Below are 15,473 nucleotides of genomic sequence, written 5' to 3' on the forward strand. Positions count from 1 at the left end.
CGCCTTTACACCTCCCCCGCGCATAACAAAATCGCCCTTCCAGCGCGGAAGAGCGATTGTACATATATCTATTATTTCGGTTCGTTCCCACTCCAAGCGGCAGCTAGTGTCTGAAGTGGATTCACGATTTGAACGCCCAGCTCACGTTCCACCTGATGCGCTGCATCTACCATCGACAGCTGAGCGACTGACAGCTTTGCACCGTTGCCCAACACTTCGAAGAACGCTCTCATGCTGCTCGTTAGCTCGTCCATATACGCTTCTTTCTTCCCCTGCATGATCAGCTCGAACGTATTCGGGACGACCTGTACGTCAATCTGCCCGAGCGTTATACCACGAGAAGCTGCAAAATCATGCAGCCGGTTCATCGTTCCTTCCACCGTCGCCGGATTCGTGAACAGCACCGTTTGAGGCTCGTCCGAGCTGCAGATGGCGGCGAAGAACGGCTCGTCGATCTTTATAATAGGCGCCTTGGACTTAAGCCGCTCTTCATCAAGCAGCGCAATATAGTTCGTGCACGTGATGAGAATCGCATCTACCTTCGTACCCGCGATCCACTCGATCTGCTCCGCAACCTTCTCGCGTGCCTGCATATCATCGAACCCGCTGCCTAAGGATAGTCGGCTCATCAACCCAGGGTCCACATAGTGAATCAATTGAACCCTTCCGGAAGCAGGGAAAGCCTGCTCGATATAGGCGATATTGGAATAATGCGCGTGCAAACATGCCAGTTTTTTAATCACCTTGTGCACCCCTAAACTTCTGAGGAATCGTTTAGCTCTTATTGACCTGTTCTTATAACGCTTTTGCTGCTTCCAGCACAGCCTCCACATGACCTTTCACACGCAGATTGCGCCACTCTTGAACCAGCTTGCCTTTCTCATCAATCAGAAACGTGGAGCGCACAAGCCCCATATACTCACGGCCATACAGCTTCTTCATCTGCCAGACGCCATACAGCTCACAGGCGCGATGTTCCGGATCTGCCAACAGCTCGAAGGGCAGCTCATACTTCGTCGCGAACCGCTCGTGTGTAGCTTCATCGTCAATGCTGATCCCCAGCAGCACCGTATTGGTTTCCCCGAATACCGAATAGGAATCGCGGAAGTCGCAAGATTCCTGCGTGCAGGCTGGAGTCAAATCCTTCGGATAGAAGAAGAGGACGACCTTGCGCCCGACGAACTGACTGAGGGTAACCTCGCGTCCTTCTCTGCCTGGCAATGTGAAATCCGGTGCTTTTTTGCCTACAACCGCTTTTGCCTTAATCGCTCTAGCCATCTCTCTCATCCCCTAACCATAAACCTAATTGTTACGATCCTGTTCCCCGATACTTCTTCACGCCGAAGTTCCATATCCCAATCCCAATTCCGAAGATAACGATTCCCATAACCGGCGTAAGCAGCGCGAGCTTCGACAGTCCCTCATGGTCCGTATCCAAGAAATATGAAGCTGGAATGACGCCGACAAAAGCGAATGGCAGCAGCCACGTCAGCATGAACCGGATGATTTTGTTATAAATGTTAACCGGATAACGCCCATAGTTCGAGATATTGTACATGAGCGGCAATATGCCTGTCGGCGCATCTGAGTAGAACGAAATCGCCGTCAGCGCAGTGAACAGCCCCGCATAGATCATGATGGACCCGATTGTGAAAACAATCATCATCAGAATATCCAGCACGTTGAAAGTAAGTCCGAGATCGCCCCAGCCAAGCACCATAATAATAAGCCCGACAAGCGAGCCGAATAGAGACGGCGGATCGAGATTTTCCAGCAACACCTGATACAGATTGTAAGCCGGACGCGTGAGTACGCGGTCGAACTCGCCTTTGACTATATAACGATCGCTGAAATTCCAAATGTTGAAGAACGCGCCGAAGATACCCGCTGGCACCATGAAGTAGCCATAAACGAACACAACCTCAGCCTCCGACCAGCCTCCAAGCGCCGGTGTATGCTGGAACACGATCAGGATGAAGATCAGGTTAACCCCTTGAAACAGCAAGTCCGACAGCAGCTCCACCCAGAAATCTGCACGATACGTCAGCTTTGTCTTCGCATAATTCTTCATATATTCCATCGCAAGTGACCAATAAAACATCTGCCTTAACCTCCTTGCACGAACAGCCGGGTCCGCGCCTGACGCCATATTAACGCGATCGGAATGATTAGCACGAGGAACCAAAACAGTTGGATTCCGAACACTCGAAGCACATCATCGCCTGTCGTACGGCCTGTGAAGACGGAGCTCGGCAGGTACGTAATCGCTTGGAACGGCAACCATTTCATCGTTACGGCAAGCCATCCCGGGAAGAACGATACCGGCACAATAACGCCTGAGAACAAGTCAACGACGACGCGCTTCATGCGAAGCATCCCCTCATTGTTCTCCACGAAGAATGCAAACAAGCCGACCAGCATATTAATTTGAGTATTTATTAAGAAACTGAAAAGCAGCATGACAAAGTAAATGCCCCACGTGCCAAGGTCCGTCGGCAGCTTCACCGGGAAGATCAGGCAGACAAGCGCAAGGCCCGGGCCCATGAACAGCAGCAGCCGGAACAGCCCTTCGCCGAAGCCCTGCATCAGCTTCACGAACAAGTAGTTGTATGGACGGATGAACTGGACGGCTACGCTGCCGTCTCTAATTTCATTCGCAATTTCACGGTCTAAGTTGTTAAAATAGAACGCTCTCGCCATCCAGGACACCGCGACGTAAGTAGTCATCTGGGCAAGCGTGAAGCCGGCAAGCACCTTCTGATCGCCGAAGATCGCTGCCCATAGAAAATAGTACGCACCGATGTTGATCGTGTAGATGACGATACCGCTATAGTAATTCACGCGGTAAGCGAGCATCATGAGAAACCGGATGCGGATCAGTTCGAGATAGGCGCTATTCATGATTGCGACACCTTCTCCTCGTCAGACGCGGCGGCTGCTGTTGCAAGGCCGCTCTTAGTCTCACTGACCGCTTCCTCTGTACTAGAGGACTGGCTCAGCTTATCCGCCGCTTCGCTCGACGCAGAGCCGGATTGATAAATTTCACGAACGATATCGTCGGTGTTCGTCTCCATGATCTTAATATCGCGAATGTCCGCTCGGCTGCCAACGACACGCGCTAGCGCATCCGATACATTCACTTCATGCGGCAGCCACATCGTCGCGGTCAGCTCGTTGTCCACCGTCCAAGTGACACCGTTCAGTCCATCGGTCAACTGCTTCAGCACTTCAAGCGGCGGCAGCTCGCCGAATTGGAACTGCAGCTCGCGACCTTTGCTCCATCTCGCCTTTAGCTCGTCAAGGCTACCATCGTAGATAATGCGTCCGTCATCAAGCATAATGACGCGTGAGCAGAGCGCCTCGATGTCCTGCAGATCGTGTGTTGTGAGCAGAATCGTCGTACCGTGCTCTCGGTTGATTTTTTTCAAAAATTCACGGATTTCGGTCTTCACGACGATATCTAGGCCGATTGTTGGCTCATCCAAAAACAGAATGGACGGGTTATGCAGCAGCGACGCCACAAGCTCGCAACGCATCCGCTGGCCTAGACTTAGCTTGCGCACGGGACGATTCAGTAGATCGCCAAGCTGAAGCCGCTCCACCAGCTCATCGAGCCTACCCCGGAATTCTGCCTCCGGCACTCGGTAAACTTTACGCAGCAGCTGGAACGATTCGATAACGCCGATATCCCACCACAGCTGGCTTCTTTGGCCGAATACGACACCAATGCCGCGTACAAACTTCTCGCGCTCCTTGTACGGCACGTATCCATTAACCTGCAGATGGCCTGATGTAGGAACCAGAATGCCTGTCAGCATTTTGATCGTCGTCGATTTGCCCGCTCCGTTCTCGCCTATGTAACCACAGATTTCACCTTTCGGTATTTGGAACGAAATATCTTTGACCGCAGTTATGTCGTTGTACTCACGCTTAAACAGGTCTTTGAGCGCACCGCCGACACCTACTCGGTTATTCTGAACCTGAAACTGCTTGCGTAAATCTCTTACATCTATTGCTAGCATATGGTTATGCTCAGCTCCTCTCTTTTCTCGACATTTCCTGGGAAATATCAACTATTTTCGCTGCTATAAAGTGCAACCGACTGTCGCCACCCCGTGCAAAAGCAAACGTTTCGCGGAAAAATATAAGCTAGAATAGCAAAATTCGCTACTTTCTTATATTTTGAGATAAAACTTGCTTCTCTACGACAAACCATTTTATAATTTTATGATATGTAATGCTATAGTGTTCTCCAAAAATGTCGCCGCGTTGTACTCGACTATACAAAAAATAAATATTGGTCCTAGGAGGAAAGTAACGAAAATGGCACGCGCACGTACGCAACAACCCAAAAAGAAAAAGCCGTGGAAGTGGGCATTGCTTGGATTAGGTGTAGCCGTCCTGTTAGTTGCAGGCTTCTTTATTTATCAAGGTGTCGGAGTCGTGAAAGGCTTAGATGGTTTCAGTAAGTCAAAGGATGACTCCATGTTCGGGCAATTCGAAGAAAAACCAGCTGAGAAGCCCCCGGAATGGCAAGGAACTGAACGCGTTAATATTCTCATTATGGGCGGCGACAACCGCGGTCTGCAGAAGAATGAAACGGCACGATCCGACTCGATGATGGTCGTTTCCGTTGATCCAGTTACGAAAAAAGCGCACTTATTCTCCGTATTGCGTGATACGTATGTTGACATTGATGGTCATGGCGATGGCCGGATAAACACAGCGCTTGCGCTTGGCGGTCCTAACCTTGCAATGAAAACAATTGGTGATCTGCTTGGCCTTAATATTCAATATTATGTGTATACTGACTTCGAAGGATTCAAGTCACTAATCGATGCGCTCGGCGGCATTAAGAACTTTGACGTTGAGAAGGATATGAACTACGTCGATAATGCCGATGGCAACCGTTACGATATTCACTTAAAGAAAGGCGTTCAAGACCTCGATGGCACGAAGGCGCTGCAATATGTGCGTTTCCGTCATGATGCGATGAGCGACTTCACGCGTACGGAGCGTCAGCGCAAGCTGCTCTCCGCGGTATCCGATGAGCTGAAGAGTGGCTGGAATCTGCTGAAGATGAAGAAGATTGTGGACAGCATTCAGCCTTATGTGGAGTCTAACATTGAAGTTACGGATATGATGAAGCTGGCCGAGCTTGGCGTTAAAACAAGTGTAGCTGGTCAAACGCAAGTACCTCCGATGGAGCTGCTTGGCGGCAAGAAGGTCGGCGGCGCATCCGTGCTTGCTGTAAGCGACTCAAGCGAGCTGCTTACTTTTGTACAGGATGAGCTTGCAAAAGATACTGCGCCGGCTGTAGCAGGTTCGGGCGAGGGCGATACAAGCACGAACGGCAGCGACAGTGACATTGGCACTGACACAGGCACTGGCAGCAACTCGTCAGGCGCGAACGGCAACACTGCGAACGGCACAAGCAAATAAGTTCATTTAGGGAGAGGCTGAATGCCTCTCCTTTGTTGTGTCGCCGCATTCGTAGCGGTACAATAAGGGATATTATTTGTTCAGGAGGTTTCTAACGTTTATGTCTATTCTAAGGCCGCGCTCCGAGCAGTTGTATGCGGAAGCGCTCGAACATATTGTCGGTGGCGTCAATAGCCCGTCCCGTTCTTTCAAGGCGGTTGGCGGCGGCGCGCCTGTCTTCATGAAACGCGCTAGTGGCGCTCATTTCTGGGACGTCGACGATAACCGCTATATCGACTACTTATGTGCATATGGACCAATCATTACCGGTCATGCACATCCGCATATTACCGAGGCAATCACTCGCGCAGCTTCGAACGGCACGCTGTATGGTACGCCAACGGAGCTTGAGATCACACTCGCTCGCATGCTGAAGGAAGCAATCCCTTCGATGGATAAGGTTCGCTTCGTCAACTCTGGCACCGAGGCGGTTATGACGACGATCCGTGTCGCTCGCGCCTACACGAAGCGCAGCAAGATCATTAAGTTCGCCGGCTGCTATCACGGCCACTCCGATCTCGTGCTCGTTGCGGCAGGCTCCGGCCCTTCGACGCTCGGCATACCAGACAGCGCTGGCGTTCCGGTCAGCATTGCGAGTGAAGTAATCACCGTCCCGTTCAATGACCTGGACGGATTGCGCATCGCACTCGAGACATTCGGCGCCGATGTCGCTGCCGTTATGGTCGAGCCGATTGTCGGCAACTTCGGCATGGTGATGCCGGAACCCGGCTTCCTTGAAGGCTTATGTCGCATGACGCGAGAAGCCGGCGCGCTCGTCATCTACGATGAAGTCATCAGCGCCTTCCGCTTCCACTACGGCAGCGCGCAGACGTACAGCGCGTTCCCCGACCATGCCGCAATCGAGCCTGATCTGACGGCGCTTGGCAAAATCATCGGCGGCGGCCTGCCGATCGGCGCTTACGGCGGCCGAAAGCAAGTGATGGAGCAGGTCGCGCCGCTCGGCCCGGCTTATCAGGCGGGCACGATGGCAGGCAACCCAGCCTCCATCTCGGCGGGCATCGCCTGCTTGGAGGTGCTCCAGCAGCCAGGCGTGTACGAGCGGATGGATGCGCAAGCGGCGGAGCTCGCTGACGCGCTGCAGCAGTCAGCGGACAAGCACGGCATTCCGCTGACGATTAACCGCATCCGCGGCTCGTTCTCGGCACACTTCTGCGAGCATCCGATAACGAACTACGATGAGGCGCAGGATACGGATGGCGAGCGCTTCGCGCAGTTCTTCCGCCTGATGCTCGATCAAGGCATCTGCCTCGCGCCATCCAAGTATGAAGCGTGGTTCCTCACCACGGCGCATACGAGCGAGGATATCGCCGCTACGATCGCGGCGGCGGAGAAGGCTTTTGCTCAACTGGCTCGATAGAGCTTAAGAAAAGAGTGGTACATGTACCACTCTTTTGCGTTTTACGGGCGTTTATTGCCAATGTGTGGTTCGAGGTGCCACACATTAGCGTTTTGCACGCGATTTTCGAAGTTAAGGGGTACTGTGTACCCCTCTTTCAGAATTTCACAGCCAATCTCCCCTATGTAGGGTAGCTGGAACCCCTCTTTGACGATTTACTTGTAATTATCGCAAATGTAGGGCAGTACGTATCCCTCTTTAAGAACCCTGCAGCCAATCTCCCCTATGTAGGGTAGCTGCTACTCCTCTTTGACAAATTCCAAGCAAACCCCGCACTTGTAGCTGGTCTGCTGGACTTCTTCAGCCAAAACTCAGCCAAACACAAACATGTAGCTGGTCTGCTGGACCTCAAACGCTTCTCCCCCTACACGCCAAAATAATAAACGCGGCACACCATGCGGTGGCCGCGTCTTTTTGCATTATTTCACCCACGCGACAATTCCAACAATGAGAACCGGTACTGCCAATATACCGAGTAGAATCACCCAGCCAAGTGGTCTGCCGAAGTTCATGGTCCAGCCGATGCCATGCCGCTTCGGCACGAGTAGCGCGGGGTTCTGCGGGTTGTAATAAATACCGCCGGCGATCCATTTGCCCTCAGCCTCACCTCCGCCAAAGTCCGCCACCGCACCTATCCCCAGCCTCTTACATAGACGATAAGAGCAACAATACCTGCGATGATCAGAACAATAAGCGCAATCGTCGCCGCCATCACACCAAGAACCGGCCAGCCGTACAACATCGTCGCTTGTACATAACTGAAGAATACGACGAGCAGGAGCGACAGCACATATAAGAACAGCCCGTTCGCATAGCGATACTGCTCTTGCTGCTTCTGCGGCATTCCTTTTCCCAGTGCAGCTGCGCCAAAAGCAACCACACGTTCCGCACCTATAAGCAGTACGAGGAGGAACAACTGAATCACATTCAAAATAAACACGGTGCCGCCGCTCTTGTCATCATACCGATCTGGATGAAACCTGATGTCATAATGAACCGCCAGCCGCTCTGGTATCCGATCCCACATGAGCACCACCGCAATCACGGATGCCGCAATGATGGAGAATTGGATCAAATACCAGCTCGCCGGGATATTCACTCGCCCCCGCCTACTTATGCCAACCGTCATTCCAAAGCGTCTCCCATCCTTGTTAAATCGCTGCGATATATTTTCACACATGCTTTGCTGAATTCGGCCTCCGTCATGCCCCTTGCTCGGCCCTCTGCCGCCAACGACTGAAGCTGCTTTTGCAGACGATTCATATACCCCTCAGTCACCCTCGGCATCTCCGCAGGGGAAGGTACAAGCACACCTAATTTGCCGTCATAGCGCTCTAACAGAAACCCTTCCGTGATCAGCGAATGATAGGCTCTATTCACGACCTGCGATTTGACCCGTAACGCGGAAGCGAGTCGCCTCGCAGAAGGAAGCGTTTTGCCAGGCTGAATGGTTCCTGAAGCGATTCCGGCAATAATTTGCTGCGCAATCTGATCATGCATCGGCACATCGCCTTGTATCTCCAGCTCAATATACAACATGCTGTCAGCCCCCTCTCCATGAAGCTCCATACACTATTCTATGCAAAAGAACGCCTCTTCTCCCATCCGGTCCTGGACGGTTCAAGAGACGTTCAACACAATCAAAAAGTTCTAGCTGCTGGATTCCGCCTGCTGGAGAACATGCAGAAACTCATCATGGATATGCCCGTTCGTCGCTGCGACATGGCGTACGCCAAGGTCATACGGATTACCTTTCACATCGGTAATGCGTCCGCCCGATTCGGAGATCAGCAGCGAGCCTGCCGCCAAATCCCATGAATTTAGACCGATCTCCCAGAACCCGCTAAGCCGTCCCGCCGCCACATAGGCCATATGTAACGCAGCCGATCCGCCTGAGCGAATATTGCGCACTTGAGGCACAAGCGCCTGCAGCCCTTTCATATTCAGCGGAAGCGCATAGTTCTGATCCGCCGGGAAGCCCGTTGCAATCAAGCTCTCCCGCAAACTCTGCTCAGATGACACGCCCATCCTCCGGCCGCGCACGTAAGCGCCTTTCCCCTTCTCAGCCACGAACAACTCGTCGCGAATCGGGTCATAAACGACGCCGACGATAATCTCTCCCCGATGCGCAAGCGCTATCGAAACAGAGAAGAACGGGAAGCTATGCACGAAGTTCGTCGTTCCATCAAGAGGATCTACAACCCACAAATACTCGGCATCTCTTACGGATTGCAGTGCACGAGTCGATGCTTCCGGTCCCGGCTCAACACCTTCTTCACCGAGGAACGAATGATCGGGAAAATGCGTCAGCACCAAATTGCGAATCATCATCTCCGCGCCTTTATCGACTTCGGTCACAAGATCCTGCGCGGAATATTTTAACGACAAGGTCGTGTGGTTGCCTAGCTTCGTCTTAATCCATTCTCCAGCTTTGGCTGCGCAATTGATTGCAACAGCGGTAAAGCTCTTGCCTCCAATAATGTGCTCACTCACGGTTAATCACACTACTTTCCTATGAGTTCATAATTGCTTACCTACTATACGTTGCACGGTCTGTAAAGTTCCAGACTATAATCGCTTTTAGTCCGCACTCTTTATTTTACTCCATATTGTACCATCGTTTCCACTCCGCGCAGTTTCAACAGTTCAAGCAAAAAAAAGAAGCAGCCGACTAGGGCTGCTTCTCGCAATCGATTACATTTAATTAGGGCTATTCGTTTGTTGTCCCTTGACCGTAAGGGTTGCCGACAGACTCGATCCTTGATACGTGTTATCCGCATCTTGGTCAAGGCTAACATAAGCCACTGTTTTGAGTGAATCACCAGGCTGCAGGATGACCCCATCACTTTGCTTGAGGTTCAGGTGAGTCAGATCATTACCAAGGGCAAAGTAACCGCCCTCTCCTCCTGGAACACCATCGTAGGAGATAGACCCATCTGCTTTGATAATGCTGTAGTAAATTGTAACATGATAGTTAGCACCACCGCCTGTCAGCCCCGAAGTAATGCCAAACACCAAATTCGTATCCACACGCTAGTGCATGTTTGTCACATGGCGCTGCTGCTGGTACATCGGCAGCAGAAGTGACGGAAGGAAGTTCCGGTCCAATCGACTCCGATTCCATCGGTTCACTTGCAGGCTGAACCTCAGCAGGAGGACTATTCTCGGGCATGCCTTCTGGATCAGACTCAATCGCGGACTGCTCAGGAGCTTGCTCAGTGGCTTGCGGCGACTCATCTGATGTAGCAGGTTCACTCACAACAGGCATAGATGCTGGATCAACGCTTGTGAGGGCTGGCTCATCTGCCTGTACTGATTCATCCGTTTGTGGTGGATCTACCTGCGAAGGTTCGACCTCGATAGACACCGGCTCGGGTTCATCAATTGCTGCGACCTCGAAATACCCTTTAAATGCAAAAAAAAAAGCGTTCCTTTAAGCTTGTCCGGTTTCCCAGCAAACCCTTAGGAACGCTCACTCATTCTCTTCGCACCAAACTCTAACCTACAATATTGTAGCCATTATCCACATAAATGATCTCGCCCGTAATGCCGCGCGACAGCTGGCTCATGAGGAACATCGCCGTGTCGCCCACTTCTGACGCATCGGTCGTCCTCCGCAGCGGCGCCTTTGCCTCGACTTGGCGGAGAATCGAATTGAAATCTTTTATCCCCTTCGCCGCGAGCGTACGAATTGGGCCAGCTGAGATTGCATTCACCCGCACGTTATGCGGACCAAGATCAGCAGCCAAATAACGGACGGACGCTTCCAACGCGGCCTTCGCAACGCCCATGACATTGTAGTTCGGCAGAGCACGCTCAGAACCTAGATAGGTCATTGTCATGATGCTGCCGCCTTCGGTCATCAACGGATAGACACGCTGCGCGACCGCTGTTAGCGAGTATGCACTAATGTCGTGGGCAAGCGCGAAGCCTGCGCGTGACGTATCCACGAACATACCGTCGAGCTCTTCCGTCTTGGCGAAAGCGATGCTGTGCACCAGCCCGTGCAGCACGCCGAACGATTCCTTCAGCTGATGAACAAGAGCGTCTATCTCTTCATCGACGGTAATATTGCACTGCAGCAGCAGCGAACCGGGAATCGTCTCCGCCAGCTTGCGGACACGCTCTTCCACCCGTTCATTCTCATATGTGAAAGCTAGCCGTGCGCCTTGTGCAGCAAGCGACTGTGCGATCGCCCAAGCGATGCTTCGATCATTCGCAACCCCCATCACAAGCATGTTCTTACCGGTTAATAATCCGTTCATTGTTTCACAATCCTCTCTACAAAAGTATTTGTGATCCATGATGAAGGTCTTATGATAGCGCTTCCTTACCAAAAATAAACGAAGGGACAGAAAAGATCAAGCTTTTCCTGTCCCTTCGTTTGCCCGAAGTGGGCGGCTGGGTAGAGCACGTCCATTTCTGTCTTAACGAATTTCGATGCTGCCCCCATCGATAACATGAATGCCTTCGCCTTCGAGCTCTAGCTTGCGCATATCCGCGATCAGCTGCAGCAGCGCCGCATCCTTCTGCTTCGCTTCGATCATGACGTCCAGCCGGTCCGTAGATCCCGCGATCCCGCGCAGGAATCGAAGCAGCGGCGTCACATCAACGAAGTCTGCATGGCCTCGCGGCTCCTTCTCGCTCTTCGGGCTCGACACATGCAGCTTCGGCGGCACAGTTACCGGCTCGCCGCTAGCGCTTGTCCAGGTGCGCAGAATGCGCGGCCACAGCTCGTCATGTAGCGATGCATCCGTCTCGCCGCCGTCATTGACGGCATGATGGTGAATGTCGAGCACCATCGGTACAGCCACGGCTTCGGCAGCCGCCAGCGTCTCGCGCGTCGTGAACGTCTTGTCATCGTTCTCAAGCGTAACCCGGCTCCGCAGCCGCGGTTCAAGCTCGCTGAACTGCTGCACGAACCGCTCTGCCGAAACAACTTTGTCGCCATACGCGCCACCAACGTGAATATTACATTTTGCAGAAGACTCATCTAGTCCCATATGCTCCAGCATCGTGACATGGTAATTCAAGTCTTCCTTCGACTTCGCCAGCACCTCCGGTCTCGGCGTGCTGAATACACAGAAATGGTCGGGATGGAAGGAAAGCCTCATGCCCTTCTCTTTCGCAAACCGCCCGATATCTGCGAATGCTTCTGTAAGCGCTGGATAAGGGTCCCATCCCTGGAGCGCATCATGCGTCACAAGCGGAATGATCTTCGACGTCATCCGGTACACGTACACGTCATGCCCGACACAGTGCTTCATCAGCCGCAGCGTCGTGCGCAGATTCTCTTCCGCAATGCGCTCAAGTCTGCGCAGCCCCGCTTCCCGATCATCAAGCTTCGAGAAGGTGGCATAGGTCATCGTACGGGATGGCGACACATTCTTCTCCAGCAGCGTACTCATCGCAACGAAGCCGAAACGGACAATCATGCTTGCTCTCCGAAGAACATTTCATGTGCAAGCGCAGTCTGAATCCGCGCCTCTTCCTCCGTCAGCTTGCGAACGAGCTCCATCTCCACTTGCGTTACTTCCTCGCCCTGAAAATTAATTTCCGCTATCGATACGAGAATCTTCACGATCGCAATCGCTTCATTATCAGGCGTGTAGGCGATCACCTTCTGGCCGGTTGGGTAAACACGGAAGCCGCTCTTGACCATTTTTCCACGGCCGTACTCAAGCAGCTCGTACAATTCTTGGTTCGACTTGAACTTGCACACGGAATTAAACTCGGATTGAAAACCCATTATAAGACCAGCCTCTCGTTTACAAATTTTATGTACCAAATGTAAAAAAAGCGAGGAACCCGGCAATTAAGCCGGGCTGCCTCCGCTATAATCAATCGTTTGTTTCTCGGCATGGCGTTCAATCGCCAGCTGAATGAGATTATCCAGCAGCTCGGTGTACGGCATGCCGCTTTCTTTCCACATGAGCGGATACATGCTGTAAGGCGTGAAGCCCGGCATCGTATTCACTTCGTTGATGAAGATTTGACCATCTTCCTTGCGCAGGAAGAAGTCGATTCGCGACAGGCCCGAGCCGTCAATAGCCAGGAACGCACGAAGCGCCATCTCGCGAACGGAATCGGATTGCTCCTGCGTAATGTTCGCTGGAATATGCATCATCGACTTGCCGTCGATGTACTTTGCCTTATAATCATAGAACTCACTCGAGGACGTGATCTCGCCGACAACGGAAGCTCGCGGCTCGTCATTGCCAAGCACGCTCACTTCGATTTCGCGGGCATCCACGAACTCTTCGACGATGACCTTGCGGTCAAAGCGCAGCGCGTACTCGACAGCTTGGATAAGCTCATCGCGGTTGCGTGCCTTGGAAATACCGACGCTCGACCCAAGGTTAGCCGGCTTGACGAAGCAAGGGTAGCCAAGAGCTACTTCAATTTCCATGATGAAGTAAGACGAATCCTTCTGCCACTGCGTCCGGTTGAAATGCCGATAGATGCATTGCGGCAACCCTTCTTGCGCGAATACTTTCTTCATCGTGATTTTGTCCATCCCGACTGCCGACGCAAGCACACCTGCGCCAACATACGGAATGTTCGCCATCTCGAACAACCCTTGGATCGTGCCGTCTTCACCGAATGTGCCGTGAAGCAGCGGGAATACGACATCAATCGGCGCTTCGACTTCTGGTGCCGGAACGCCATTAGATACTGCAGAGATCGTCACTTCAGCAGGCACCGAAGAAATCGTTGCCGGCGCTGCAGCCAAATCGTCCACCGCTTGAATGCTGCCAAATACCGGCATGAGCGCTTCCGTACCAATGATAGCAGAGCCGCCAGCAAGGCGGAGCTGATCGAGCCCTGTCGGCGCCGCGAGCAGCATATCTCCCGCGCGCCATTCGCCTGTCTTGGAAATATAGAAAGGTTTAATTTCGTATTTGCTGTAATCAAAGGCTTTCATAACTGCCAGTGCGGTTTGCAGCGAAACCTCATGCTCGCCTGAGCGCCCGCCGTAAACAAGTCCTACGCGCACTATCTCCCCCATGGTTAATCCTCCGGTTATGTTAGTTTCCCACTCTAGGTGGGTCGTCATACGTATCTGGGCTTGAAGCGCACTTTAAAACTCATCCGCAATGTGAAAAAACCGGTACTTGGTATTCTCCGTCCATGCATAGGAATCCTGATAATCCCAGTAGCGGTGACGGCTCGGAACCGTATTGGCATTCACAAGCGGCATGCCCGCCGCATCGAATGCGGTCACGACTGTGCTGTGCTGATAGCGGTTATCGCCGCTCCAATCATAAATAATGACATCGCCAAGCGCGAGCTGATCAGCGGAATCAACGAGAGTTGCCCGCAGCCCCGATTTGTGCGAAGCCGATAAGTAATTCTTGAGCGCATTGGCCACTGCCCAGCTATAACTCCAATTTTCCCGACCACCGCTATAGCCGCGGTACCACCAGCCGGTATCCCTCCTACCAGTATAGTCCATCGGTGCTCCCCCTGCAAAGACGCATTGGGAGACGTAGTTGGTGCAGTTTACCTCGAAATTCTCATACGCCGGATTCGGCTCGTTCCACCAGCGGTCGGCATAGGCAGCAACCAAATCTCTGCGGTACCTTATACCAGCGCGGGTATGTTTGAAATTCGGCAAAACATCATAATTTATATAAGGTATGGATTGCGGCTTCGCTGCAGGAAGAATAGGCTCCGGCTCTTCATGCAGATCGGATGCGCTGTACCTCGGACGACGCTCGAGCACAATCGGTTCGATGCGCGAAATCGTATACGTGCCGTCATCTGCTGTCAGCCATAGCCGTTCGCGGTCGCAACGCTCCTCGATATAGGTGCGTCCGTTCTGATCAATTGTCCGTTTGACGCGCAGCTCAATCAAGACGGCGACTTCGCCGAGCGAGCCCGATGATTCGCTGACGCGGACGAGCTCCGCATTCGTTTCACTGCGTGAAGGAAGGATACCGCGCAGCAGTTCATGCTCGCGCAGCCGAGCAAGTCGCCCGGTGAAGCGAACGAGATGGTCCGTATCACTAATAATCTCTTCGAAAGGCGGCGCAAAGCGGTCGATTTCGGCCTGATTGTACAGCTTCACATACTTGTGGACGATGGCCTTCCAGCCTTGCAGAGGCAAAGACTCCTGCGGAGCGTTTCGCTGCTTGCCGCTGCCAGTAACAGAACTGCTGCTTCTGGGGGCTACAGCGCTGGCAGCCGCTCGGCCAGATGGCGTATGCTCCGTTATTTTTCGCATGCCTGCCTTGCTTGTTCCGACACGTACTCGCGATCGCGGCACTTGCAATCCCTCCTGCCATGGTTCTGTGCCTGTGCACAGGTAGAACTCTTCTATCGTAAATGGGCGGCATCCGCCGCTTCATCGTATGAGGCGTGCAGGGTGTGTCATAGAAATGTGGGAATGCCCAAATAAGTGGAAAATTGGTTCATTATATGAGCAAACCGTTCGTTTCATGCGGATACGACAGCTTTAGCTTCGTTTTAAGTGCTTAGAAAGCAGGCTTACATGTAATTTGGGCATTATTTTTCTTGTCCATAGGTGATATTTGCACTTTCTAAATGAGCAAAAAAAAGCTATACTTAGGGT

The 15,473-nt window shown here is 52.5% G+C and carries 17 protein-coding genes and 1 pseudogene; 2 read left to right on the forward strand and 16 right to left on the reverse strand.

The features are described from left to right. Nucleotides 1-71: 71 nt before the first annotated feature. Genes BMY11_RS25965 through BMY11_RS25985 form a run of 5 tightly spaced genes read right to left on the reverse strand, consistent with a single transcriptional unit; the run spans nucleotide 72 to nucleotide 4,022 of the window. Nucleotides 72-743 (reverse strand): aspartate/glutamate racemase family protein, encoded by a 672-nt coding sequence (locus BMY11_RS25965; RefSeq protein WP_090582894.1) that lies wholly within the window; start codon nucleotides 741-743, stop codon nucleotides 72-74. A gap of 52 nt (nucleotides 744-795) precedes the next feature. Beyond that, on the reverse strand, nucleotides 796-1,278 hold the full coding sequence (bcp, locus tag BMY11_RS25970) for a thioredoxin-dependent thiol peroxidase (RefSeq protein ID WP_090582896.1): 483 nt from the start codon (nucleotides 1,276-1,278) through the stop codon (nucleotides 796-798). Nucleotides 1,279-1,309: 31 nt separating this feature from the next. After that, the gene (locus tag BMY11_RS25975) at nucleotides 1,310-2,101 is read right to left on the reverse strand and encodes an ABC transporter permease (RefSeq protein WP_090582897.1); all 792 of its coding nucleotides are present in this window, start codon (nucleotides 2,099-2,101) and stop codon (nucleotides 1,310-1,312) included. A gap of 5 nt (nucleotides 2,102-2,106) precedes the next feature. Continuing rightward, nucleotides 2,107-2,901, reverse strand: coding sequence for an ABC transporter permease (locus tag BMY11_RS25980; RefSeq protein ID WP_090582899.1), 795 nt, complete (start codon nucleotides 2,899-2,901; stop codon nucleotides 2,107-2,109). Beyond that, the gene (locus BMY11_RS25985) at nucleotides 2,898-4,022 is read right to left on the reverse strand and encodes an ABC transporter ATP-binding protein (protein WP_090582901.1); all 1,125 of its coding nucleotides are present in this window, start codon (nucleotides 4,020-4,022) and stop codon (nucleotides 2,898-2,900) included. Before BMY11_RS25985 ends, BMY11_RS25980 begins: the two co-directional genes overlap by 4 nt. A gap of 301 nt (nucleotides 4,023-4,323) precedes the next feature. Here BMY11_RS25985 and BMY11_RS25990 point away from each other — a divergent pair, with 301 nt between their 5' ends. Continuing rightward, complete coding sequence (locus BMY11_RS25990; protein ID WP_090582902.1) at nucleotides 4,324-5,442, forward strand: LCP family protein; 1,119 nt, start codon at nucleotides 4,324-4,326, stop codon at nucleotides 5,440-5,442. 100 nt (nucleotides 5,443-5,542) lie between these two features. Then, on the forward strand, nucleotides 5,543-6,859 hold the full coding sequence (locus BMY11_RS25995) for a glutamate-1-semialdehyde 2,1-aminomutase (protein WP_090582904.1): 1,317 nt from the start codon (nucleotides 5,543-5,545) through the stop codon (nucleotides 6,857-6,859). Between the two features lie 536 nt (nucleotides 6,860-7,395). Here BMY11_RS25995 and BMY11_RS29820 read toward each other — a convergent pair. The 11 genes and pseudogenes from BMY11_RS29820 to BMY11_RS26045 all read right to left on the reverse strand — a co-directional run. Beyond that, nucleotides 7,396-7,524: pseudogene (locus BMY11_RS29820) on the reverse strand (DUF5808 domain-containing protein); the annotation flags it as partial. A gap of 5 nt (nucleotides 7,525-7,529) precedes the next feature. Then, complete coding sequence (locus BMY11_RS26005) at nucleotides 7,530-8,027, reverse strand: DUF1648 domain-containing protein (protein WP_177182838.1); 498 nt, start codon at nucleotides 8,025-8,027, stop codon at nucleotides 7,530-7,532. Further along, the gene (locus BMY11_RS26010; RefSeq protein WP_177182839.1) at nucleotides 8,024-8,437 is read right to left on the reverse strand and encodes a GntR family transcriptional regulator; all 414 of its coding nucleotides are present in this window, start codon (nucleotides 8,435-8,437) and stop codon (nucleotides 8,024-8,026) included. Before BMY11_RS26010 ends, BMY11_RS26005 begins: the two co-directional genes overlap by 4 nt. Nucleotides 8,438-8,548: 111 nt before the next feature. Beyond that, a complete protein-coding gene (locus BMY11_RS26015) occupies nucleotides 8,549-9,391 on the reverse strand; it encodes an inositol monophosphatase family protein (protein WP_090582912.1) in 843 nt (280 codons plus the stop codon). Between the two features lie 207 nt (nucleotides 9,392-9,598). Continuing rightward, nucleotides 9,599-9,913, reverse strand: coding sequence for a hypothetical protein (locus BMY11_RS26020; RefSeq protein ID WP_090582914.1), 315 nt, complete (start codon nucleotides 9,911-9,913; stop codon nucleotides 9,599-9,601). Continuing rightward, the gene (locus BMY11_RS28615) at nucleotides 9,873-10,265 is read right to left on the reverse strand and encodes a hypothetical protein (RefSeq protein WP_143069354.1); all 393 of its coding nucleotides are present in this window, start codon (nucleotides 10,263-10,265) and stop codon (nucleotides 9,873-9,875) included. The genes BMY11_RS26020 and BMY11_RS28615 overlap by 41 nt, the downstream gene beginning before the upstream one ends. A gap of 130 nt (nucleotides 10,266-10,395) precedes the next feature. Next, entirely contained in the window at nucleotides 10,396-11,163 is a 768-nt protein-coding gene (gene fabI, locus BMY11_RS26025) for an enoyl-ACP reductase FabI (RefSeq protein WP_090582916.1), read from the reverse strand. Between the two features lie 162 nt (nucleotides 11,164-11,325). Next, nucleotides 11,326-12,333 (reverse strand): UV DNA damage repair endonuclease UvsE, encoded by a 1,008-nt coding sequence (gene uvsE, locus BMY11_RS26030; protein WP_090582918.1) that lies wholly within the window; start codon nucleotides 12,331-12,333, stop codon nucleotides 11,326-11,328. Then, nucleotides 12,330-12,647 (reverse strand): hypothetical protein, encoded by a 318-nt coding sequence (locus BMY11_RS26035; RefSeq protein ID WP_090582920.1) that lies wholly within the window; start codon nucleotides 12,645-12,647, stop codon nucleotides 12,330-12,332. The genes uvsE and BMY11_RS26035 overlap by 4 nt, the downstream gene beginning before the upstream one ends. Before the next feature lie 66 nt (nucleotides 12,648-12,713). Further along, a complete protein-coding gene (locus tag BMY11_RS26040; protein ID WP_090582922.1) occupies nucleotides 12,714-13,907 on the reverse strand; it encodes a D-alanine--D-alanine ligase in 1,194 nt (397 codons plus the stop codon). Nucleotides 13,908-13,979: 72 nt separating this feature from the next. Then, nucleotides 13,980-15,167 (reverse strand): amidase domain-containing protein, encoded by a 1,188-nt coding sequence (locus tag BMY11_RS26045; RefSeq protein ID WP_256217784.1) that lies wholly within the window; start codon nucleotides 15,165-15,167, stop codon nucleotides 13,980-13,982. Nucleotides 15,168-15,473: the final 306 nt, after the last annotated feature.

Origin of the sequence: Paenibacillus sp. OV219 (assembly GCF_900110075.1) — a bacterium.
Classification (GTDB): domain Bacteria; phylum Bacillota; class Bacilli; order Paenibacillales; family Paenibacillaceae; genus Paenibacillus_Z.